At 43.9% G+C, this 23,003-nt stretch carries 15 protein-coding genes, 1 pseudogene and 1 riboswitch; of the genes and pseudogenes, 12 read left to right on the top strand and 4 right to left on the bottom strand.

Annotation, left to right across the window (positions count from 1 at the left end; translation table 11 throughout):
- The first annotated feature begins 15 nt into the window (after nt 1-15).
- Together glgA and feoB are read left to right on the top strand one after the other, a co-directional pair.
- A complete protein-coding gene (gene glgA / locus AC04Q4_RS05725) occupies nt 16-1,461 on the top strand; it encodes a glycogen synthase GlgA (RefSeq protein WP_173738457.1) in 1,446 nt (481 codons plus the stop codon).
- A gap of 266 nt (nt 1,462-1,727) precedes the next feature.
- The gene (feoB, locus tag AC04Q4_RS05720; RefSeq protein ID WP_476388665.1) at nt 1,728-4,106 is read left to right on the top strand and encodes a ferrous iron transport protein B; all 2,379 of its coding nucleotides are present in this window, start codon (nt 1,728-1,730) and stop codon (nt 4,104-4,106) included.
- Nucleotides 4,107-4,110: 4 nt separating this feature from the next.
- On the opposite strand, the gene AC04Q4_RS05715 is transcribed toward feoB, so the two are convergent.
- Nucleotides 4,111-4,986, bottom strand: coding sequence for a LysR family transcriptional regulator (locus AC04Q4_RS05715; protein WP_173738459.1), 876 nt, complete (start codon nt 4,984-4,986; stop codon nt 4,111-4,113).
- Between the two features lie 165 nt (nt 4,987-5,151).
- Here AC04Q4_RS05715 and AC04Q4_RS05710 point away from each other — a divergent pair, with 165 nt between their 5' ends.
- The 3 genes from AC04Q4_RS05710 to lpdD are packed head-to-tail and all read left to right on the top strand — an operon-like array spanning nt 5,152 to nt 7,546.
- Entirely contained in the window at nt 5,152-6,618 is a 1,467-nt protein-coding gene (locus tag AC04Q4_RS05710; protein ID WP_476388664.1) for a UbiD family decarboxylase domain-containing protein, read from the top strand.
- On the top strand, nt 6,615-7,184 hold the full coding sequence (locus AC04Q4_RS05705) for a UbiX family flavin prenyltransferase (RefSeq protein WP_476388663.1): 570 nt from the start codon (nt 6,615-6,617) through the stop codon (nt 7,182-7,184). Before AC04Q4_RS05710 ends, AC04Q4_RS05705 begins: the two co-directional genes overlap by 4 nt.
- Nucleotides 7,169-7,546: a prenylated flavin chaperone LpdD gene (gene lpdD, locus AC04Q4_RS05700; protein WP_173738462.1), complete on the top strand. Its 378-nt coding sequence runs from the start codon at nt 7,169-7,171 to the stop codon at nt 7,544-7,546. The genes AC04Q4_RS05705 and lpdD overlap by 16 nt, the downstream gene beginning before the upstream one ends.
- 10 nt (nt 7,547-7,556) lie before the next feature.
- Here the strand turns inward: lpdD and AC04Q4_RS05695 are convergent.
- Nucleotides 7,557-8,033, bottom strand: a pseudogene (locus AC04Q4_RS05695) (MATE family efflux transporter); the annotation flags it as partial.
- Nucleotides 8,034-8,425: 392 nt separating this feature from the next.
- On the opposite strand from AC04Q4_RS05695, the gene AC04Q4_RS05690 reads away from it, so the two are divergent.
- The 3 genes from AC04Q4_RS05690 (at nt 8,426) to AC04Q4_RS05680 (ending at nt 11,601) form a co-directional block, all read left to right on the top strand.
- Entirely contained in the window at nt 8,426-9,916 is a 1,491-nt protein-coding gene (locus AC04Q4_RS05690; protein WP_476388662.1) for an AAA family ATPase, read from the top strand.
- A gap of 118 nt (nt 9,917-10,034) precedes the next feature.
- Nucleotides 10,035-11,066, top strand: a complete 1,032-nt coding sequence (locus AC04Q4_RS05685; RefSeq protein ID WP_173738464.1) for a LacI family DNA-binding transcriptional regulator — start codon at nt 10,035-10,037, stop codon at nt 11,064-11,066.
- A 31-nt stretch (nt 11,067-11,097) separates the two neighbouring features.
- On the top strand, nt 11,098-11,601 hold the full coding sequence (locus tag AC04Q4_RS05680; protein WP_173738465.1) for a gamma carbonic anhydrase family protein: 504 nt from the start codon (nt 11,098-11,100) through the stop codon (nt 11,599-11,601).
- A gap of 44 nt (nt 11,602-11,645) precedes the next feature.
- Here AC04Q4_RS05680 and AC04Q4_RS05675 read toward each other — a convergent pair whose 3' ends face one another.
- A complete protein-coding gene (locus AC04Q4_RS05675; RefSeq protein ID WP_408609592.1) occupies nt 11,646-13,025 on the bottom strand; it encodes an alanine/glycine:cation symporter family protein in 1,380 nt (459 codons plus the stop codon).
- Between the two features lie 245 nt (nt 13,026-13,270).
- Complete coding sequence (locus AC04Q4_RS05670) at nt 13,271-14,656, bottom strand: MATE family efflux transporter (RefSeq protein WP_476388661.1); 1,386 nt, start codon at nt 14,654-14,656, stop codon at nt 13,271-13,273.
- 301 nt (nt 14,657-14,957) lie between these two features.
- Nucleotides 14,958-15,033: riboswitch (cyclic di-GMP riboswitch) on the top strand.
- A gap of 117 nt (nt 15,034-15,150) precedes the next feature.
- On the opposite strand from AC04Q4_RS05670, the gene AC04Q4_RS05665 reads away from it, so the two are divergent.
- From AC04Q4_RS05665 to AC04Q4_RS05650, 4 genes are read left to right on the top strand one after another with little or no spacing between them, the layout of a single operon-like run.
- Nucleotides 15,151-15,966 (top strand): transporter substrate-binding domain-containing protein, encoded by an 816-nt coding sequence (locus tag AC04Q4_RS05665; RefSeq protein WP_476388660.1) that lies wholly within the window; start codon nt 15,151-15,153, stop codon nt 15,964-15,966.
- A complete protein-coding gene (locus tag AC04Q4_RS05660) occupies nt 15,950-18,115 on the top strand; it encodes an ATP-binding protein (RefSeq protein WP_476389085.1) in 2,166 nt (721 codons plus the stop codon). The genes AC04Q4_RS05665 and AC04Q4_RS05660 overlap by 17 nt, the downstream gene beginning before the upstream one ends.
- A 27-nt stretch (nt 18,116-18,142) precedes the next feature.
- Nucleotides 18,143-19,993 carry an extracellular solute-binding protein gene (locus tag AC04Q4_RS05655; protein WP_476388659.1) on the top strand — a complete coding sequence of 617 codons (1,851 nt, stop codon included), beginning with the start codon at nt 18,143-18,145 and terminating at the stop codon, nt 19,991-19,993.
- 5 nt (nt 19,994-19,998) lie between these two features.
- The gene (locus tag AC04Q4_RS05650; protein ID WP_476388658.1) at nt 19,999-22,950 is read left to right on the top strand and encodes a response regulator; all 2,952 of its coding nucleotides are present in this window, start codon (nt 19,999-20,001) and stop codon (nt 22,948-22,950) included.
- The last annotated feature ends 53 nt before the right edge of the window (nt 22,951-23,003 follow it).

Here is a 23,003-nt window from a genome sequence, read left to right as displayed (position 1 = left end):
GGGAGGGGAATACTGATGAAAAAAATTCTGTTTGCTACATCAGAAGCAGTACCTTTTATCAAAACAGGAGGACTTGCTGATGTTGCCGGCTCACTGCCTAAATGCTTTGACAAAAAATATTTTGATATCCGCGTGATCTTGCCGAAATATGCCTGCATGAAACAGGAATGGAAAGATAAAATGGAGTATGTTACTCATTTTTATATGGATCTTGGATTTAAGAACTGCTATGTAGGAATCATGCAGATGGAGTATGACGGGATCCAGTTCTATTTCATCGATAATGAATACTATTTCAGCGGACCGAAACCATATGACAGTGCACCATGGGATCTTGAGAAATTCGCGTTCTTTTCCAAGGCTGTCTTATCAGTGCTTCCGGTAATCGGATTCAGACCAGATATCATCCACTGCCACGACTGGCAGACCGGTCTTGTTCCGGTTTACCTTCATGATTCTTTCCAGGAGAACGAGTTCTTCCGCGGAATTAAGACTATCATGACAATACATAACCTGAAATTCCAGGGTGTATGGGATGTTAAGACTGTCAAGGATATCACAGGACTTTCTGATTACTACTTTGCACCGGATAAACTGGAGGCATACAAGGATGCCAATTTCCTGAAAGGTGGTATGGTATTTGCAGATGCCATCACTACGGTAAGTAATACCTACGCAGAGGAGATCAAGACACCGTTCTACGGTGAGAAGCTGGATGGCCTTCTGAATGCCAGAGCCAACAGCCTCCGTGGTATTGTAAACGGTATTGATTATAATGAATTCAATCCGGAGACAGATCCGAATATTACAAGAAACTACAACGCAAGAAACTTCCGAAAAGAGAAAGTTAAAAATAAGCTCCAGCTGCAGAAAGATCTTGGGCTTGAGCAGGATCCGAAGGCTATGATGATCGGTATTGTTTCCCGTCTGACAGACCAGAAGGGATTTGATCTGATTGCTTACATTATGGACGAGCTCTGTCAGGATGCAGTGCAGATCGTTGCTCTTGGTACTGGTGAGGAACGTTATGAGAACATGTTCCGTCACTTTGACTGGAAATATCATGGAAAAGTTTCCGCACAGATTTATTATGATGAGGCAATGTCTCATAGAATCTATGCAGCTTCTGATGCGTTCCTGATGCCTTCACTGTTTGAGCCATGCGGCTTAAGCCAGTTGATGAGCCTTCGTTACGGAACACTTCCGATCGTTCGTGAGACAGGCGGACTGAAAGACACGGTTGTACCGTACAATGAATTTGAAGGAACAGGAACAGGATTCTCATTTGTGAATTATAATGCACATGAGATGCTCGCTACTATCCGTTATGCGGAGAGCGTATATTATGATAAGAAACGTGAGTGGAATAAATTGGTTGACCGTGCAATGGCAGCGGACTTCTCCTGGAATAATTCTGCAAGACAGTATGAGGAGATGTATAACTGGTTGATCGGAGAATGATTCTTCTTTCCGGGCACGCTAAAAGCAATAAGCTGGTGCAGACGATAGTTTTGTCTATTGTCTGCACCTTTTTTGTAAAAAATGTTTGGTAATGAGAAAAAATACGGTGTTAATGATAAATAACTTTGTAAAATATGTTATTTTCACTAAACTTTATAATTTATTCAGTTATTGTCAAATAACTTAAATTGTGATACATTTATACCAGTGGATGATACATATACAGGTATTGGACATTTAGATTGTACTTATGATGAGGTGACGAAATGACACTGGATAAATTAAAGACTGGAGAGTGTGGCAGGATCATCAGTGTTTGTGGTGAGGGGGAACTGAGACATCATCTTCTGGATATGGGGCTTACGCCTGGAACTGAGGTATTGCTTCGGAAAACGGCTCCTATGGGTGACCCGGTTCAATTGGTTTTGCGTGGGTATGAGCTGACGCTGCGGCTTGCTGAGGCTGCGAAGATTGAAATTGTAAAGATTGAGAAGGAACAGGTGATACCTCGTGATGATAAGAGACATATGTCTATTGCACATCCGGGAGTGGGTGAGCTTGGTAAGGCTAAGGATTACAGGAAGAACAGGATCGGAAATGTGATTGCCAAGGGTGAACCGCTCACTTTTGCACTTGCCGGTAATCAGAACTGCGGTAAGACTACACTTTTTAATCAGCTGACAGGATCGAATCAGCATGTGGGGAATTTTCCGGGAGTGACGGTAGATAAGAAGGAAGGAACGATCCGAAGGCATCCGGAGGCTACGGTAACGGATCTTCCGGGTATTTATTCCCTTTCGCCTTATTCCAATGAGGAAATTGTGACGAGAGATTTTTTGTTGAATGAGAAACCTACGGGGATTATCAATATTGTAGATGCTTCCAATATTGAGAGAAATCTCTATCTGACCATGCAGCTGATGGAGCTGGGAATTCCTATGGTCCTGGCACTGAATATGATGGATGAGGTGCGGGCCAACGGCGGTTCTGTGAGAATCAATGAACTGGAAGAAATTCTGGGAATTCCGGTAGTTCCTATTTCAGCAGTAAAGAATGAGGGAATTGATGAACTGATCGACCATGCGGTGCATGTAGCCAGATACAGAGAAGCACCTGGCAGGATTGATTTCTGTGCAGATAATCAGTCGCCCCAGGATCCGGTGGGATCTGTCCACCGATGCATTCATGCAGCCGTTCATTTAATAGAACCTTATGCGAAAAAAGCAGGACTTCCGGTGCGTTTTGCAGCAACCAAAATTGTGGAAAAAGACCCTCTTATCGAAGAACGTCTGGCTTTGCCGGATGGGGAGAAGAGAGTTCTCAATGAACTGATAGCTGTAATGGAAAAAGATGGTGGTCTTGACAGAGAAGCAGCACTTGCAAACATGAGGTTCAGTTTTATTGAACAACTTTGTGATAAAACAGTAGTAAAACCTGCTGAAAGCATAGAACATAAACGCAGCGTTGCGATTGATCGCATACTTACCGGTAAATACACAGCTATTCCCTGTTTTGTGGGAATCATGGCATTTGTGTTTGTGATGACGTTTAATTATCTTGGTGCGTGGTTGTCCGACTGGATGACCATGGGAGTAGACTGGGTGATCGGACTGATCGGAAGTGGTCTTCAGGCAGCAGGAGTCAGTACAGTGCTCCAGTCACTGGTAGTAGATGGAATTTTAAGCGGTATTGGAAGCGTGATCGGATTTTTGCCGACAATTGTTACATTGTTTTTCTTTTTGTCCATTCTGGAAGACACAGGATATATGGCGAGGGTTGCATTTGTAATGGATAAGATTCTTCGCAAAATCGGACTCTCAGGAAGAAGCTTTGTACCGATGCTTATCGGATTCGGATGTTCTGTGCCGGCAATTATGGCAACAAGAACACTGTCCAGTGAAAGAGACCGTAAGATGACTATTTTGTTGACACCTTTTATGAGCTGTAGCGCGAAGCTTCCTATTTACAGTCTTCTTACCAGTGCATTCTTTCCGAAACAGTGGCGTGGTATTGTAATGATCAGCCTGTATTTTGCAGGAATTCTCTGTGGAATCCTTTATGCACTGATTCTGAAAAAGACCCGGTTTAAGGGTGAACCGGTACCTTTCGTTATGGAGCTTCCGAATTATCGTCTTCCTTCATCCAAAAGTGTTGGACAGCTGATATGGGAAAAGGCGAAAGGATTTATTCAGAAAGCTTTTACAATTATTTTTGCGGCAACCCTGATCGTGTGGTTCCTAGAGAATTTTGATGCAAGCTTACATCTAGTATCCAGTGCAGATCAGAGTCTTCTGGCAAAAGTAGGAAGCATTGTGGCTCCGCTTTTTGCTCCGCTTGGATTTGGTGACTGGAGAGTATCCACAGCACTGATCACAGGATTTATGGCAAAAGAGAGCGTTGTTTCTACTCTGACAGTGCTTCTTGGGGGGAAAACAGCTCTTTTGACAACCTTATTTACACCGTTCACAGCTTATGTATTTCTGATCTTTACACTTCTCTATACTCCATGTGTTGCAGCTATTGCAACCGTACGGAGAGAGATGGGAACTGTACGGGCAGCCCTTGGGATCGCACTTTTACAGTGTGCAACTGCCTGGGTCGTGGCCTTTGTAGTGCATGGTATCGGAATGCTGCTGGGATTCTGATATATTATTTATGACTCTCTACAAATCGCAGAAAACACTCTGCCGATGATGTGAGAGTCATATTTTTTTTGCAGGCAATTCCAATTGATAGTTTATCCAGTCCATTAATTGGGACAGCAACAAGAGAAGGCTGCCGAAAAAGATGGAAGCTGCTTTCTGCAAGCAGGCTGATCCCTTCCCCGATTTCCACTGCACTGACAATGGATTCTGCACGTGCAGTACGCAGGATCTGCGGATGGATGCCTGCATTGTGAAAACTGTGCATACATAGTCTGTAAATAGAGGTGTGCGGCGGCATCAGGATAAAGGAATCTCGTTTCAGCTCTGTAAGGTTAAGAGATTTTTTTGCAGAAAGAGGATGTCCGGCTGGAAGGACAGCAACCAGTCGGTCTTCTGCAAGAAGATGAAAAGTATAAAGATCAGGGTCTACCATGTTTTTCCGAATAAAAACCAGCTGGAAATGATCATTTTCAAGTCCTGTCATCAGTTCCTGGTCTTCTACCTCTTTCAGGGAAAAAGGAATCTCCGGGTGCTCAGAGCAGAAACTGTGGATCTGAGAAGTCAGATGATACTGGGAAAGAAACGGAAGTGTCCCGATATGGAGTGCCTGAGTTTCATTATCCTTAAAATAGGATACTGCTTTCAGGGAACGATGATACTGTCTGGATATTTTCAGTGCCTCTTTATAAAAAAAATCTCCAGCAGGAGTTAGGACGGCAGAACGCTTGCTTCTGTCCCATAAAACGAGATCCAGTTCTTTTTCCAGTTTCATGATCTGCTTGGAAAGCGCAGACTGGGAAATATGCATTGCTTCCGCAGCTTCAAAGAAAGTCCGGGACTGAGCTGCGCAGATAAAGTAATCAATTTGTTCGAAAGTCATAGGTAATACCTGCCTTTTGAGAAATAAACAATTGTTGATGGTCGAGAAGATAACATGAACCAATCATTCCATATTGGAAACAATTATAGCATAGAAAGAATTGATTTACCATGTGGAAAAGAGATAAAATGTTTGCAGGAATGAAGAATATACAGGAGGTTTATTATGGCAGTGAAGGTAAGAGATTTAAGGAGTGCACTTGCACTTTTGGAAGAAATGCCGGATCAGCTGATCGAGACTGACGTGGAAGTTGATCCAATGGCAGAGCTTGCAGGTGTATATCGTTATGTAGGAGCAGGTGGAACTGTAAAACGTCCTACAAAAGAAGGTCCGGCCATGATCTTCAATAATGTGAAAGGACACCCGGATGCAAAAGTAGCAATCGGACTTCTGGCAAGCCGAAAACGAGTGGCCGCTTTATTGGATACTGAGTCTGAAAATCTTGGAAAGATGCTCTGCAAAAGTGTGGAGAATCCTGTCCCACCCGTAGATTTTACAGGAGATGCACCATGCCAGCAGGTGGTACATAAAGCAACAGATCCGGAGTTTGACCTTTACAAACTGGTACCTGCGCCGACCAATACACCAGATGATGCAGGTCCGTACATTACACTTGGCATGTGTTATGCCACACATCCGGATACAGGCGTTCATGATGTGACGATCCATCGCCTTTGTATTCAGGGAAAAGATGAGCTTTCCATCTTTTTTACACCGGGAGCCAGACATATCGGAGCTATGGCAGAGCGCGCAGAGGAGTTAGGACAGAAACTTCCGATTTCCATCAGCATAGGAGTAGATCCGGCGATTGAGATCGGTTCCTGTTTTGAGCCGCCTACAACACCGCTTGGATATGATGAGCTCTCCGTAGCAGGGGCACTTCGCGGAGAACCTGTAGAACTTTGTAAATGCGTTACAGTTAATGAGAGAGCAATCGCAAATGCAGAATATGTTATTGAGGGAGAAGTGATCCCGGGTGTGCGTGTAAAAGAAGACCAGAACAGCAATACCGGTTATGCAATGCCGGAATTTCCGGGATACACAGGTCCTGCAAGTGACCAGTGCTGGCTGATCAAGGTTACAGCGGTAACACATCGTGAACATCCGATCATGCAAACCTGCATCGGACCAAGCGAGGAGCATGTATCTATGGCCGGAATTCCTACAGAAGCCAGCATTTACGGTATGGTGGAAAAAGCAATGCCGGGAAGACTTCAGAATGTATACTGCAGCAGTGCAGGCGGTGGAAAATATATGGCAGTCCTTCAGTTTAAGAAGCTTTCTCCAAGTGACGAGGGAAGACAGCGTCAGGCTGCACTTCTTGCATTTTCTGCATTCAGTGAGCTGAAGAATGTATTTCTTGTTGATGAAGATGTGGACTGTTTTGACATGAATGATGTGCTCTGGGCTATGAATACAAGATTCCAGGGTGATGTGGATGTGATAACCATTCCAGGTGTAAGATGCCATCCGCTTGATCCATCTAATGATCCGGCATTTTCCCCGGGTATCAGGGATCATGGAATTGCATGCAAGACTATTTTTGACTGTACTGTGCCATATGATCTGAAAGCTTGTTTCCACAGAGCACGTTTTATGGAGTTGGATCCTGAGAAATGGACAAAAAAATGAAAAAAAGAATTGTAGTTGGTGCGACAGGTGCAAGTGGCCTGCCGCTCCTTGTAAAATGCCTGGAGATCATCAGGGAGAATCCGGATTATGAATCATATCTGATTATGAGTTCCAGTGCAGAATTAACACTCTGTCAGGAGACAACTCTTACGCCGGAGGATGTAAAGAAACTGGCAGATTACACTATGTCACCAGAAGAGATCGGAGCAAAACCTGCCAGCGGGTCTTTTAAGACAGAAGGAATGCTGATCGTTCCCTGCAGCATGAAAACCATAGCGGGAATACAGAGCGGCTATGCGGATAATCTTATTCTTCGTGCAGCGGATGTGACGATCAAAGAGCAGAGAACGTTAGTGCTGGCTGCCAGGGAGACACCGCTTAGTGGTATTCACCTTCGAAATCTCTATGAGCTTTCCATGCTGACTGGTGTGAGGATCATTCCGCCGATGATGACCTTTTATCATAAGCCTGCGACGATTGATGATATGGTGTATCATGTTGCAGCGAAGCTTTTGGAGCCTTTTGGAATCGAAGCAAAGGAGTACCGAAGATGGAATGGATTGTAAGAGAGTGTGTGGATGCCGCGGGATGCCCGCTGGAGATTAGTGCTGCTTTCGTAGGCGCAGATGTTCTTGTTTGTCTTCAGGGGGGAGATCAGCCGCATATTGGATGTGTTGTTCAGACAGAACCCAGGGAGTCTCTCACTGGAAATGGCAGTGTGAGTGCGACTTCTTCAGTCTTGAATTATCCGGGGCATAAGGACGAGGTTATTTGCAGGTATGTGGCAGAGAAGGTTTCCGGGGAATTGAACAGGAGAGTTGTCTGTACGGGAGGATTTCATAAAGATAGGATTACGGCTGAGGAAATCAGGGAGGTGCAGATAGTGTTGGAGACTGTGACAGAAAAGATAGTTGGGCAGTTGCGATAGGGCTGCCGGCCTATTTTTTCTCAAATATATTTTCTCTGGTTATATTCTTAGCCCATTTTCCACTGAGATATCTTTTAATAACCCAGGGACACTTCACAAACTCATCGGTACAGAGGAGAAAATAAACCCAGAGTACCGGCAGCTTCAGTACGAATGCAGCAAAGAATCCAAGGGGTACTGCATATACCCACATATCAATGGTATCGCAGATCAGTCCGAATTTCGTATCACCGCCAGCACGGAATACACCTGCGATCACAGTCAGCTTTAAAGTTTTGGAAGCATATCGCCTGGATCTTTCCAGATCTCCCTGTCCCATTACATTGCCAAGAAGAATGCCTCCTGCACTTGCGATTCCGAAACAGAAAACAGTGCCGATATTACGGACAACCACAACCAGGGAATTGGCGGCAACTGCATCTGTTCCAAGATGTCCAAGGATCACGGAATACATGGAAAAACCAACACTCCATGCGATATCGTTGCCAGGGATACTGCGGAGATAGATGACTGGCCTACGAAGTTCAGCAGTATGAACATTGCGAAATTCGCAGAAACTGTAACTGTGTCAGCTTTTGTAAAGAATAAAAAAGCGAACATAGTTGCACGATAACATAGTTTGCAGGCAGTGTCAATCGGCAAACTATGAAATTGTTTAAACAACTTACGGGAAAATGACGAAGTAAAATACGCGAAGTAAATAATACCGTTTTATGCAAAAAAAATGTATAAAAAATCATATCACCGGTTGTTGAGATTTCCAATCCGTGATACACTGAATGCAAATCGTGAGCCAATCATGTTCATGAACATACAGCAAAGCGGAACAGAGATATCCGCCTTGCGAACGATATTTTCAGAGAAAGAGGAGTAAAGCACATGCCAGTTTTTGATTTCAGTGCAGCACCGGTAGATAATAATGAGAAAAAAAGCCAGTGCACATATACAACATTCCATTCCAATGAAACAACAGCAACACCGGAGAAACCGGTGCTGATCCTGGATAACAGCAAGAGAGAGTGGAAACATCATTCCTGCGGATATTTTTCAAATCCGGCGAAACAGACAGCTTTTGAGTTTAAAGAAGATGACGGTGTTTTTCCGGCAGATATCCGAAAGATTGATTCCCGTTTCACAAGCCTGATCAAATGGCTCGGGGAAAACCACATCAACATCCGCCTTTCCGGAAAGAATACAGATGAAGGATATGCAGTCTACAAGATCCGGGAGATTGCGTTTGGCGGAGGAACCAAGCTTTCTGCTGAGGATGGATTTCTTCAGTTTATGATCGACCGTCTTTTTGCAAGTAGCGCACCTGCAGAAGGAAAGGAGGATGATGAGGAGGATGAGGACGGCGATGATATGAAGCTGACCAGCATCCAGAGTATCACGGATTTTATGACCTGTGCGGGAAAGACCATGCCTGACAACATCCGTCTCTGGGCAAGACGTAATCTTGCAGTTGCCCGTTCTCACGAGGTTTCCCAGGAGGAGAGACGTCATGCACAGCGTGCACTTTCTATTATGATGAACATTCAGTGGAAGCATAATTATTTTGAATCCATTGATCCCGAGGAAGCACGTCGTATACTGGATGAGGAACTTTATGGAATGGAGCGTGTAAAACAGAGGATCATTGAGACGATCATCCAGATCAACCGTACCCATACACTTCCTGCATACGGACTTCTTCTTGTGGGACCGGCAGGAACCGGTAAATCTCAGATTGCTTATGCAGTTGCAAGAATCCTCAAGATGCCGTGGACAACACTGGATATGAGTTCCATCAACGATCCGGAGCAGCTGACAGGAAGTTCCCGTGTCTATGCCAATGCGAAACCTGGAATCATTATGGAAGCTTTCTCCATGGCAGGAGAGTCCAACCTTGTATTTATCATTAACGAGCTTGACAAGGCTGCATCAGGAAAAGGTAACGGAAATCCGGCAGATGTGCTCCTGACTCTTCTGGATAATCTTGGGTTTACAGACAATTATATGGAATGCATGGTTCCGACTGTTGGCGTTTATCCGATCGCGACAGCTAATGACAAAGCTCAGATCAGTGCACCTCTGATGTCCCGTTTTGCAGTGATCGACATTCCGGATTACACACCGGAAGAAAAGAAGATCATATTTTCAAGATTTGCACTTCCGAAAGTGCTGAAACGCATGAGCCTGAAACAGGAAGAGTGTATTGTAACAGAGGAAGCACTGGATGCAGTAATCGAAAAATTTGCAGATACCACAGGAATCCGTGACCTTGAGCAGGCAGCAGAGCACATTGCGGCAAATGCACTGTATCAGATCGAAGTGGATCATGTAAAAGCTGTTACCTTTACATCTGAGATGGTAAGAGATCTTCTTGATTAAAAATATCAGGATAATATCGCAATCAGGGATTGCCTCCGGCGAAGGAAAAGAGTATAATGGAATAAATACATGTGCGCGTGAACGCAAAATGCAAAAATAAACGCTTGGAGGATAAGATATGGCAGTTACATTACAGCAGATTGCAGAAGCTGCGGGGGTTTCAAGAGGTACTGTGGACAGAGCATTGAACAACCGCGGCCGCATCCGTCCTGAAGTAGAAGAGAAGATCAAGAGGATCGCCCAGGAAATGGGATATCAGCCCAGTCGTGCAGGCCGTGCCCTTGCTATGGCGAAACGAAAGATCCGGATCGGTGTGATCCTTCAGTATATGAAAACACCTTTTATGCAGCAGGTTTTAAAAGGAGTTATGACAGCTAAAGAAGAGGTAGAGAGCTTTGGCGGAACAGTAAAGATCTATGAGATCGAAGGTGTGGAACCTGAGAAAGTAATGGCGGCTATGGAAGAGCTGAGAGAAGAAGGGTTTAATGGAATTGCCATGACTCCGTCTGAAGATCAGCTTCTGAAAGCCAGGATCAATCAGTACAGTGAAGAATATGGGATTCCTGTGGTAACATTTAATGCGGATCTGGAAGACACAAAGAGGCTTTGTTTTGTGGGCCAGGATACATTTCAGTCCGGCCGTGCGGCGGCAGGCCTGATGAATGAGATGACAGGTGGAAAAGGACAGGTGGTCATTATTTCAGGACAGGTGGCCAACCCTGGACTTATCAGCAGGCAGAAAGGTTTTACTACGGAGATCAAGGATAGTTTTCCAGGGCTTGAGGTCGTTGATATACGATATTCTTATGATGATGAGTGGGTTGCATCCAAGATCGTGGAAGAACTTCTGGAGATTTATCCGGAACTTACCGGTATTTATATCACGGGTCATGGTGTAAAGGGTGTTTGCCAGACTTTGAAGAAACTGGAAAAAAACAGCTCCATACATGTGATCGCCAATGATTTTCTGGAAGAAAATAAAAAATGGCTTCAGGATGGCACAATCAATTTCCTGATCGGGCAGGATGCAGCAGTTCAGGGTCATTCACCTGTAATGATCCTGTTTCAGCTTCTGTTTGACAGTAAAAAGCCGGAGAAGGAATTTCAGTATACAGATATTGTGATCCGAACGAAATACAATATGAGCTGAACCGAAGCTGATAATAAATGAGGGAACTTAGATGAATTATAAAAATGTAAAAATTGCAGAGGGTGCCAGGATTGCCAGGCAGTCTGTGATCGTAGGTGATGTAACGATTGGGCGTGACAGCTGCGTGCTGTACTATGCAGTGATCCGGGGTGATGATGCTCCGGTTGTGATTGGTGAGGAGACTAACATTCAGGAAAACTGTACTATCCATGTCAGCCACAACATGCCGACACATATTGGAAATAATGTCACAATAGGACATAACGCGGTAGTTCACGGCTGCACCATCGGAGACCGCACCCTGATCGGGATGGGTGCGGTGCTTCTTGATGGCGCGAAGATTGGCAGTGACTGCATCATAGGTGCAGGAAGTCTTGTTACCAAAAATACCGTGATTCCCGACGGTTCTCTTGTAATGGGAAATCCGGCAAAAATCAAACGTAATCTTACCTGGGAAGAGAAACTTGGGATTATGGAAAACAGCAAGGAATATCTTACTGTGTCTGAGGAAATGAAGAACCAGGAAATATTGTAAAACATTTATGATATTACCCGGATCGGATAAATTCCTTTTAATTTTTATTTATCAATTACTTCAATTGGTGTATCATCCCGGGCATCCAGATCATTGATATATTTCTTTGTTTCCTTTACGATTACATTGGACAGAAGCAGTACCGCGATCAGGTTTGGAATGGCCATCAGTGCATTCAGGATATCAGCGATTGTCCATACCAGATTCAGGGAGATCACCGGTGCAATGGCAGCTACCACAATGTACAGCACACGATAAGGGATGAGCCCTTTTTTTCCGGAAAAATACTCTACACATCGTTCACCGTAGTACGCCCAGCCAAGAACTGTTGAATAGGCAAAAGAAATAATTCCGACAACCAGGATCACAGGGCCAAGTACCGGGATCTGTTGAAAAGCAAGAGTTGTGAGAACACCGCCATCTGTGATATTGCCCATATCAATAGAAGGATTTTTCATAATGCTGGTGACAAGAACAAGGCCTGTCATGAGGCAGACAACAACGGTATCCCAGAAAGTTCCGGTGCTGGAAACAAGAGCCTGACGGACAGGATTTCTTGTCTGGGCAGCAGCGGCAGCAATAGGAGCAGAACCCATACCGGATTCATTGGAAAAAAGTCCTCTTGCGATTCCATACTGCATGGCCATCATAATGCCTCGTCCAACAAGACCACCTGCAGCAGCACCCGGGGTAAATGCCAGTTTACAGATGGTTTTTACTGCAGGAATAATAAAGTCAGAATTGATTCCCAGGATGATGATGCATCCGATCACATAGAAAAAAGCCATAAACGGAACAAGACGTTCACAGACAGTTGCAATGGATTTGATTCCGCCGAAAATAACAAGGGCAGTGAGAATGGCAACTGCAATTCCAATCGCTGCAGGCGGGATGTGAAGATTTTCATTGCATACTGTTGCAATGGCATTAACCTGTGTGGCACATCCGATACCAAAAGAAGCGAAACCTCCGAAGAATGCAAAGAGAAGGCCCAGCCAGCGCATATTCAGGCCACGTTCCAGTGCATACATGGCACCGCCCTGCATACGTCCGTCTTTTGTTTTGACACGGTATTTTACTGCAATAAGGGATTCACTGTATTTGGTAGCGATTCCGAAAACACCGGTAAGCCAACACCACAGCACCGCACCAGGGCCGCCAAGTGCAATGGCCGTTCCGACACCAATGATATTTCCCGTTCCGATAGTGGAAGCCAGAGCAGTTGTCAGAGCACCAAACTGGCTGACTTCGCCTTCGGAATTTGTGTCCTTGGTAACTGACAGGCGGATGGCAGTGCCGATCTTTCGCTGGATCACTCCGGTACGGATTGTCATAAAAATATGCGTTCCCAGAAGCAAAATGATCATCCACCAGCCCCACACCAGACTGTCTATCTGGTTTATTACATTTCCGATTGCATTCATCATAGAAATCTCCTCCCTTTCTCAAAGCGAAATTCCTGCAGAAATAACATAAGGGCGTACAGACACAGGAAAACATGTGCTGTACGCCCTTGTACGTTACGCTCTTTTGTTGTGGTTATTACGATGATTATACAGGAATCCGAAACGGGATGCAACTGAAAAAACAGAAATTACGCCGAAAATTTGTGGCAAGTGTTTGGTGATTTTCTCAAAGTTATCACGGCAAAGAGAGATGCAGGATATTTTTATGCTTCCGGGATTTTCTGAATGATCGTTCTGTTTATAACGACCAGGAATATAACTGATACGATCAGTGAGCAAATCTCAGCGATCGGGAATGACCACCATACTGCATGGAGTCCGCCGATAGAAGACAGAATATATGCTGCAGGTACCAGTACGACCAGCTGACGCATAATGGATACGATCATGCTGAAAATAGCTTTTCCAAGAGCCTGGAAAACAGTTCCTGCAATAATGCAGAACCATGCGATCAGATAATGGATTCCAATAATACGCAGGGCAGGAATTCCGATAGCAAGCATATCTTCAGATGCACTGAACAGTCCCAGGAGAGTCTTTGGTATAAACTCAAAGGCAAGGAAGCCGATGAAGGTAAAACAGAATGCGATAAACATGCTGACTTTGACAGTCTGGATCATACGTTTTCTATGACGTGCGCCGTAGTTATAGGCGATGATCGGTGTGATACCGTTATTGAGGCCAAATACAGGCATAAAGAAAAAGCTCTGCAGTTTAAAGTAAACGCCAAATACAGCGGTTGCTGTTACTGTAAAGTTTACCAGGATCAGGTTCATGGAATAGGTCATGACAGAGCTGATGGACTGCATGATAATGGATGGAATACCTACTGCATAAATATGACCGATAATCTGCGGCTCCGGGCGGAAGCCATGGAAACTGAGACGGACCTCATGATTAAATTTATGGTTGCAAAGCCCGGCAACGATACAGGCGATACACTGACCAATCACAGTAGCAACAGCAGCACCTGTTACGCCCATTTTCGGAGCACCAAGAAGACCAAAGATCAGGATCGGGTCAAGGATGATGTTGGTGATGGCACCGCATAACTGGGAGGTCATGCTGAAAATGGTTTTTCCGGTGGATGTAAGCAGTCGTTCAAAGAAGAACTGACCAAAAAGGCCAAAGGAAAAGATCATAACTGTGCTTAAGTATTCGATTCCGAATTTCATGATCTCAGGATCGGAACTGTGTAGCTGGCTGGCATAAAAAGGTTTTACTACAGTAAGTCCAAGAACCAGGAATACCAGATAGCTTAATGCGTAAAGAAAAGCTGCATTGCTGGCTGTGCGGTTGGCTTTGTCAAAATTCTTTTCCCCAAGTGATTTGGAAAGCAGCGCGTTCATACCAACTCCGGTTCCGGCACCTACCGCAATAAGAAGTGTCTGCAGCGGGAAAGCCATGGAAACTGCAGTCAGTGCATTCTCGGACAGCATGGCTACAAAGACGCTGTCCACAATGTTGTATAAAGCCTGCACCAGCATGGAGATCATCATAGGCAGGGACATGTTCAGCACAAGCTTCCCTACGGGCATTGTGCCCATCTTGTTTTCTGCTATGGGAGCAGATGTACTTTTTTGATTCATACTTCCTCCGGTTTAGTGTTTGATAAATATTGGCTAAATAGTGCAGCGGACAAAGAATATCCGCTGCACTGTCTAATTGGATATATTAGCATGAAAATGGACAGCTTTCAATAGTGAAATAAGGTGTCCTGTGAAACAGGCATTTTTTCTTTCTGGAAATCAACTGCTGCAGAACGGTTCTGTGATGAAAAATAAGAGGCATTTTTAAGCATTAAAATGGTAATGTTTTTCTTGTGTACAGTGGAACATGAGAGTATAATAACATTACATTAATGCTTTGGAATAAGTGTAAAAGCTATAATAGGAAAATCAGCAAAGCAGACGAAAGTCTGTGACGCAAAGCTACAGGGCCTGTAAAATGGTCGCCAGTTGCATGAAATGGTGTGCGCTGTCTGTGGGACAGCGTTTTTTTTGACGATGTCATTTCATAAACATAACCATAATGATTTTAGCAGGAATTTAAGTTTGAAAAAATAGCAGGAGATAGAAGGAAAATGAAAGGAAAAAGAGTGATCGCAGGCATTCTGCTTGCGGGAATTTTAGCGGTCATCCTGACAGGGTGTAAAAATACAGACAGCAGTAAAAAAGAAACCGAAAAGCCGGTCATAACGCTTGGAAGCGACAGTTATCCGCCATACAATTACCTGAATGAGGATGGTGTACCGACAGGTATAGATGTAGAACTGGCTACAGAAGCCTTCAAAAGAATGGGCTATCAGGTGAATGTTGTCCAGATTGACTGGGAAGAGAAAAAAGAACTGGTGGAGAGCAGAGAGATTGATTGTATCATGGGCTGCTTTTCCATGGAAGGACGCCTTGATGATTACCGTTGGGCAGGTCCATACATAGCAAGCCGTCAGGTGGTAGCAGTAAACGAGAACAGCGATATTTATAAGCTGAGCGACCTGGAGGGAAAGAATCTTGCAGTCCAGTCTACAACCAAACCGGAAGGCATCTTTCTGAACCGTACGGATGAAAGAATCCCAAAGCTTGGAAATCTGATCAGTCTTGGTCACAGGGAACTGATCTATACTTTTCTGGGGAAAGGGTATGTGGATGCAGTTGCCGCACATGAGGAATCAATTGTCCAGTATATGAAAGATTATGATGCAAGCTTCCGTATCCTGGGAGAACCTCTGATGATCACCGGGATAGGAGTTGCTTTTGCAAAAAATGATGACAGAGGAATCTGTGAGCAGTTGGAACAGACTCTGGAAGAAATGCGTCAGGATGGTACATCCCTGAAAATTATTGGAAAATATCTGGATGATCCGGAGAAATATCTGGAGGTGGATGATCTTGGATATTAAGAGAAAGACAAAAGAAAAACGAATCCAGCTGGTTGGCGGTCTGATTGGAATTTGTGTGGCTGTAGTTTCTCTGTTTTATTTTTTTTATGCGGAAAAAGCGGAAGCAGAGAAAAGGATGGTAGAGATTGTAAACTATGTCAAAGTGCAGTGCTCAACCTATACCCATTATATTGAGTCTTCGGAATCAAAAAGTCTCCTCCGTGCCATTGAAAGTGCCAGACAGATGAGTACAAATATTAATATGGAAACAGAAAACGGAGGTCAGTTAAGCCGAAATTTTCTGAAAGAAAATATTCAGACTCTCTGGGTGGATGGTATCCTTGTGCTGAATACAGAAGGAAAGACGGAATGTGAATACAGCATGGATGAATCTCTGAGCGATGAGATTACAGAGTATCTGCAAAAAGACATTATCATGGATTTTGCAGGATATGAAGAAAGAACTTATTCAGAACGGTTTACCAGGGGAGACGGGTCTCGTATTGACATTGCAGCCTGTGCCAGAAAAGATGCACCGGGTATCGTTGCAGTTTATTATTATACACCACCGGAATTTATCAGAAATTATACACTGACGATACAGGGTCTTTTAAATGGCTATAGTGTCCAGAAAGATGGAACGATTATTGTTGCCGACAATGGGATAGTTGTTGCCAGCAATGATGATAGCCTGTTGGGACAGAATACAGCCGACAACGAAGTTGTTCAGGCAATGAAAAAGCATACAGATAGTCAGCACATTTATCATTTGAAGAATGAAGGAACCGGATGTTATGGAATTATGCTGAAGCAGCGTGATTACTATATTTATGCGTATCTTCAGGATACGGAAGTATTCCATAATCTTCCATTAAGTGTGACAGGTGTCATTTTTCTTTATTTCCTGATATTCAGTATATTCCTGTTCTGGGGATACAAAACTAATCAGGCACATCAGAAACAGGAGCTGGAAAAAGAGGAAAAATATAAAGATGAGCTTCTGATAGCAGCAAAAAAGGCAGAGGCAGCCAATCGGGCGAAGACAGAATTTCTTCAAAGGATGAGTCATGATATCCGTACACCGATCAATGGAATCTGCGGCATGGTCGATATTGCTGACCATTATGCCGACGATGTGGAGAAACAGTCAGAATACAGGGAAAAAGTCAAATCGGCTTCTCATCTGTTGTTGGAAATGCTAAACGATGTTTTGGATATGAGTAAACTGGAGTCTGGAGAAGTGACGCTGGAAGAAATTTCCTTAAATCTGAGCTGTATTTTTGAGGAAGTACTTGTTGTGATCAAGCAGATGGCAGCAGAACGGAATATCCGTATCATTTGGGAAGAAAAAGAAATCATACACTGGAATCTTATTGGAAGTCCGAGTCATATGAAACGTATTCTGATGAACATCCTGTCAAATGCAGTGAAATATAACAAAGAAAATGGAGATATCTATATCAGTTGCAGGGAAATTGTGTCGGATCAGCCAGAAATGACGACGATAGAATTTACCTGCCGGGATACTGGAATCGGGATGACAGAAGCATTCCAGAAACAGATTTTTGAACCATTTGCACAGGAACACACAGGAAGCCGCACAAGATTTGCAGGAACAGGTTTGGGAATGCCGATCACAAAGAAGCTGATCGAGAAAATGGGTGGAACCATTACCTTTGAAAGTGAAGAAGGTGCAGGAACTACATTTGTGATCCGGGTTCCGTTCCGGATTGATACAGACAAGGGCTGCAGATCTGAAATCGAAGAAAAACCGGGAGTTTCTATCAGTGGACTGCGTATTCTTCTGGCAGAAGATAATGAGATGAACATGGAAATCGCAGAATTTGTGCTTCAGAATGAAGGTGCTGTCGTGACCAAAGCATGGAATGGACAGGAAGCTGTTGAAATATTTGAAAAAAGCAGACCTGATGAATTTGATGTGATTCTTATGGATATTATGATGCCGGTTATGAATGGTTATGAAGCAACAAAGAGAATCCGCTCTCTGGACAGAGAGGATGCAAAGGTGATTCCGATCATTGCAATGACAGCAAATGCGTTCACGGAGGACAGAATGAGAGCAAAAGAAGCAGGGATGAATGAACATATTGCCAAGCCCGTTGATGTGGAATTACTGGTAAAGGTAATTTATGAATGGGTGAATCGGTGAAAGACAATTTAAGAAAGGGAAGACGTAATGAAAAAGAAAAAATGGAACAGAGTTTTGTCTGTACTTTTGGCGATGATGACAGCTATATCACTTTTGTCAGGCTGTGGTGGTAAAAGTGTGGAAAAAGAAGATGCAGAAACGATTACAGTGTATCTGTGGAGCACAAGCCTGTATGAGAAATATGCACCATATATCCAGGAACAGCTCCCGGATATCAACATTGAATTTGTAGTAGGCAATAATGACCTGGATTTTTATAAGTTTCTTAAGGAAAACGGTGGATTGCCGGACATTATAACCTGCTGTCGCTTTTCCCTACATGATGCCAATCCCCTGAAAGACAGTCTTATGGATCTTTCCACAACTAATGCGGCAGGCGCTGTCTATGATACATACCTCAACAATTTTATGAATGAGGATGGCAGCGTAAACTGGCTTCCTGTGTGTGCGGATGCACATGGATTTGTGGTTAATAAAGATCTTTTTGAAAAATATGATATTCCTCTTCCGACAGACTACGAAAGCTTTGTCTCTGCCTGCCAGGCATTTGAGAAAGTGGGTATCCGCGGGTTTACGGCAGATTATTATTATGATTATACCTGTATGGAAACACTGCAGGGGCTGTCAGCATCAGAGCTGTCTTCTGTGGACGGACGTAAGTGGCGCACCACCTACAGTGATCCGGATAATACAAAGAGAGAAGGTCTGGACAGTACAGTCTGGCCGGAGGCTTTTGAACGTATGGAACAGTTTATCCAGGATACAGGTCTGAGTCAGGACGATCTGGATATGAATTATGATGATATAGTTGAGATGTACCAAAGTGGTAAGCTTGCCATGTACTTCGGCAGCTCTGCCGGTGTAAAAATGTTTCAGGATCAGGGTATTGACACAACATTTCTTCCATTCTTTCAGGAAAACGGTGAAAAGTGGCTGATGACTACACCATATTTCCAGGTAGCCTTAAACCGTGATCTGACACAGGATGAGACACGTCGAAAGAAAGCAATGAAGGTACTGAATACAATGCTTTCAGGAGATGCACAGAACCGGATTATTAGTGATGGACAGGATCTGTTAAGCTACAGTCAGGATGTGGATATTCATCTTACGGAATATCTGAAAGATGTGAAATCTGTGATTGAAGAAAACCATATGTATATCCGCATTGCGTCAAATGATTTTTTCTCTGTTTCCAAGGATGTGGTTTCTAAGATGATCTCGGGAGAATACGATGCAGGGCAGGCCTATCAGTCATTTAATTCTCAGCTGCTTGAGGAGAAATCCTCTTCTGAGAGTATTGTACTGGATTCACAGAAGTCTTATTCCAACCGTTTTCATAGCAGTGGAGGAAATGCAGCATATTCTGTTATGGCAAACACTCTGCGTGGCATTTATGGGACGGATGTGCTGATCGCAACCGGAAACAGCTTTACGGGAAACGTGCTGAAAGCTGGTTATACGGAAAAAATGGCGGGAAGCATGATCATGCCAAACAGTCTTTCAGCTTACAGCAGCAAGATGAGCGGAGCCGAACTGAAAGAGACTGTGAAAAATTTTGTAGAAGGCTACCAGGGAGGCTTCATGCCGTTTAACCGTGGCTCTCTGCCTGTGGTCAGTGGCATTTCTGTGGAAGTCAAAGAAACAGAGGATGGTTATACATTGAGTAAAGTTACGAAGAACGGAAAAAAAGTTCAGGACAATGATACTTTTACAGTAATCTGTCTTGCGATACCAAAACACATGGAAGCTTATCCCGCAGATGATAATATTGTATTTGACGGAGAGGATACTTTTGTGAAAGATACCTGGACAGGATATATTTCAGATGGTGATGCCATTCTTGCAGAGCCTGAAGACTACATGACTCTGAGGTGAGAAGAATGGATATTAAGAATCATGATACAGACAGAAGGAAGCCTGTTATGAGAAAAGGATTCAGGATATCTGTCTTTATAGCTGTTTCTCTTGGAATTATTCTGATGGTTTTTCGATATTTCGGATTTGTGTCGAAAACTGTTTATGAGGAAAGTGTTTCTCATCTGACGGAGGTTTTTCATCAGTCTGATAATATGCTGAGGGAACTGGCAAATAAGAATCTGACCTATCTTCATATGTGGGGTGAGAATCTGCAGAATACATTCGGTGAAAACGAAATTCGTAATTACATCGAGAAAGCGCAGGAAGATGCCGGATTTTTGGATTTCTATTTTCTGTCAGCTGACGGGAACTATAAGATGGTAACAGGGGAAACAGGTTTCCTTGGATTACAGGAAAATATTGAAGAGGAGATTCGACAGGGAAATGATGTGATAACGAATGCAGCAGTTCCCGGAAAATCCCAGCTGCTTATTTTTGCCACTCCCAGGGCTCATGGAAGCTATCAGGGATTTGAATATGATGCGATCGCTATTGCCTATGAAAACGATGATATCGTAGATGTACTGGATATTTCTGCCTTCAATGGAAATGCAAAGAGCTATGTTGTTCATCCGGATGGCCGTGTTGTGGTCGATCATTCCTTTGAGTCATGGGGGAATACATATAATTTTCTGGGAGTTCTGAGAGAGCATTCCAATATGTCTGAAAAAGAGATCCTTGAACTTTCGGAAAAGTTTAAAGCGGGCCATACCGATGCGATGATGGTAAATCTGGATGGAAGAAATTATTATCTGGTCTATGAAAAATCGGATATTCAGGACTGGATGTTTCTGGGACTTGTAAAGGCAGATATCGTCAATGCCAGTATGAACAGCCTGCAGCGTAGTACGATAGTCCTTGTGGGGGCAGTCGTACTCTGTATTGCCGCCTTCCTTATCAGTCTTGTTATTCAAAAAAGCAGGACAAACCTTAAGAAAAAGGATACGGAGATCCTGTACAGAGATGAGCTGTTTCAAAAGCTTTCAATGAATGTGGATGACGTTTTCCTGATGCTGGATGCAAAAACATATCAGGCAGATTATGTCAGCCCAAATGCGGAAAAACTGTTGGGTGTTACGGTAGAACAGATATGCAAAGATGTTTGGACCCTGGGAAAACTAAATCCCGGGGAAGCTGATGATCTGGAGAAGAATCATCTGGAGGGAATCCAGGTTCATGAACAGAGGGAATGGGATTTCGAATATGTTCATCAGAAAACCGGGGAAAAACGCTGGTTTCATAATGTTGCAATGGGCAGCGAGGTAAACGGAAAAAAGAAATATATCCTGGTTCTGTCAGATCGTACCTCTGACAGAAAAATGAACCAGGCGCTTTCTGAGGCAGTCCGTGCTGCGGAGACTGCAAACAAGGCAAAGAGCACCTTCCTTTCCAATATGTCTCACGATATCCGGACACCAATGAATGCGATCATTGGTTTTACCACACTGGCTGTAAGCAATATTGATGATAAAGAAAGGGTAAGGAATTATCTGGGTAAGATCCTTTCCTCCAGTAATCATCTGCTCTCACTGATCAATGATATCCTGGATATGAGCCGTATTGAGAGCGGAAAGATCCATCTGGAAGAAACGGAAGTCAGTCTGTCAGAGGTTCTTCATGATCTGAAAACCATTATCAGCGGACAGATCCATGCGAAACAGCTGGAGCTTTACATGGATGTCATGGATGTTACCAATGAGGATGTTTATTGTGACAAGACACGACTGAATCAGGTGCTGCTGAATCTTTTGTCCAATGCGATCAAGTTTACTCCTGCAGGCGGAACTGTTTCTGTCCGGCTGAGAGAGTATCCGGGTACACAGAGAGGCTGTGAACTGTACGAAATCAGGGTAAAGGATAATGGAATCGGCATGAGTCAGAAATTTGTACAGAAGATCTTTTCTCCTTTCGAGAGAGAGCGGACTTCCACTGTAAGCAGGACTCAGGGTACAGGACTTGGCATGGCTATTACCAAGAACATCGTGGATATGATGGGCGGAACCATCGAGGTTCAGACAGAACAGGGAAAAGGTACGGAATTTATTATCCGTCTGTCATTACGGATTCAGCCTGAACATCATCGCACAGAGAAGATCGCAGAGCTGGAAGGTCTTAAGGCACTGGTTGTAGATGACGATTTCAATACCTGTGACAGTGTAACAAAGATGCTTGTAAAGGTTGGGATGCGTTCGGAATGGACACTTTCCGGCAGGGAGGCTGTTCTCCGTGCACGCCAGTCTGTGGAAATGGCAGATGCATTCCATGCTTATATCATCGACTGGCGTCTGCCGGATATGAATGGTATTGAGGTCACCCGCCAGATTCGTAGTCTTGGAGATGATACACCGATCATTATCCTGACTGCATATGACTGGTCAGATATCGAAGCGGAAGCCAGGGCAGCAGGGGTAACTGCATTCTGCTCGAAACCTATGTTTATGTCAGATATCAGAGAGACCTTGATGGCTGCGATCGGTCAGAAACAGGACAGACAGGAGGATTCGATTTTTCCGAAAGCAGGTTCAGACTTCAGAGGCAGATCCATACTGCTTGTGGAAGATAATGAACTGAACAGTGAAATTGCAGTGGAGATCCTTAATGAATATGGCTTCCTGGTTGATACCGCAGAAAATGGAGCAGAGGCAGTGGAGAAGATTAAAAATTCAATACCAGGTAATTATGATCTGGTGCTGATGGATGTGCAGATGCCTGTAATGAACGGATATGAAGCTACTCAGCAGATCCGTGCGTTGGATGATCCGGCACTGGCGGGAATTACCATCCTTGCCATGACGGCAAATGCCTTTGATGAAGACAGAAAGAAAGCACTGAAATGCGGTATGGATGGCTTCTTATCCAAGCCAATTGTTATAGAGGAATTGATTTCTGCTTTACAAGATAATCTGTATGAATAAAACCTAACATCCGGATGATCAGCAAATTGTAGAGGAATCCGTGAGAAGCTTTA

It is taken from the genome of Blautia sp. HA8986, from assembly GCF_056504635.1.
Note: the sequence above shows the minus strand (reverse complement) of the source record. Positions and strands in the feature narration are given on the sequence as shown.

Coding starts and splice junctions, on each gene's coding strand:
- glgA (WP_173738457.1), top strand. CDS start 16: ATGAAAAAAATTCTGTTTGCTACATCAGAAGCAGTACCTTTTATCAAA.
- feoB (WP_476388665.1), top strand. CDS start 1,728: ATGACACTGGATAAATTAAAGACTGGAGAGTGTGGCAGGATCATCAGT.
- AC04Q4_RS05715 (WP_173738459.1), bottom strand. CDS start 4,986: ATGACTTTCGAACAAATTGATTACTTTATCTGCGCAGCTCAGTCCCGG.
- AC04Q4_RS05710 (WP_476388664.1), top strand. CDS start 5,152: ATGGCAGTGAAGGTAAGAGATTTAAGGAGTGCACTTGCACTTTTGGAA.
- AC04Q4_RS05705 (WP_476388663.1), top strand. CDS start 6,615: ATGAAAAAAAGAATTGTAGTTGGTGCGACAGGTGCAAGTGGCCTGCCG.
- lpdD (WP_173738462.1), top strand. CDS start 7,169: ATGGAATGGATTGTAAGAGAGTGTGTGGATGCCGCGGGATGCCCGCTG.
- AC04Q4_RS05690 (WP_476388662.1), top strand. CDS start 8,426: ATGCCAGTTTTTGATTTCAGTGCAGCACCGGTAGATAATAATGAGAAA.
- AC04Q4_RS05685 (WP_173738464.1), top strand. CDS start 10,035: ATGGCAGTTACATTACAGCAGATTGCAGAAGCTGCGGGGGTTTCAAGA.
- AC04Q4_RS05680 (WP_173738465.1), top strand. CDS start 11,098: ATGAATTATAAAAATGTAAAAATTGCAGAGGGTGCCAGGATTGCCAGG.
- AC04Q4_RS05675 (WP_408609592.1), bottom strand. CDS start 13,025: ATGAATGCAATCGGAAATGTAATAAACCAGATAGACAGTCTGGTGTGG.
- AC04Q4_RS05670 (WP_476388661.1), bottom strand. CDS start 14,656: ATGAATCAAAAAAGTACATCTGCTCCCATAGCAGAAAACAAGATGGGC.
- AC04Q4_RS05665 (WP_476388660.1), top strand. CDS start 15,151: ATGAAAGGAAAAAGAGTGATCGCAGGCATTCTGCTTGCGGGAATTTTA.
- AC04Q4_RS05660 (WP_476389085.1), top strand. CDS start 15,950: ATGATCTTGGATATTAAGAGAAAGACAAAAGAAAAACGAATCCAGCTG.
- AC04Q4_RS05655 (WP_476388659.1), top strand. CDS start 18,143: ATGAAAAAGAAAAAATGGAACAGAGTTTTGTCTGTACTTTTGGCGATG.
- AC04Q4_RS05650 (WP_476388658.1), top strand. CDS start 19,999: ATGGATATTAAGAATCATGATACAGACAGAAGGAAGCCTGTTATGAGA.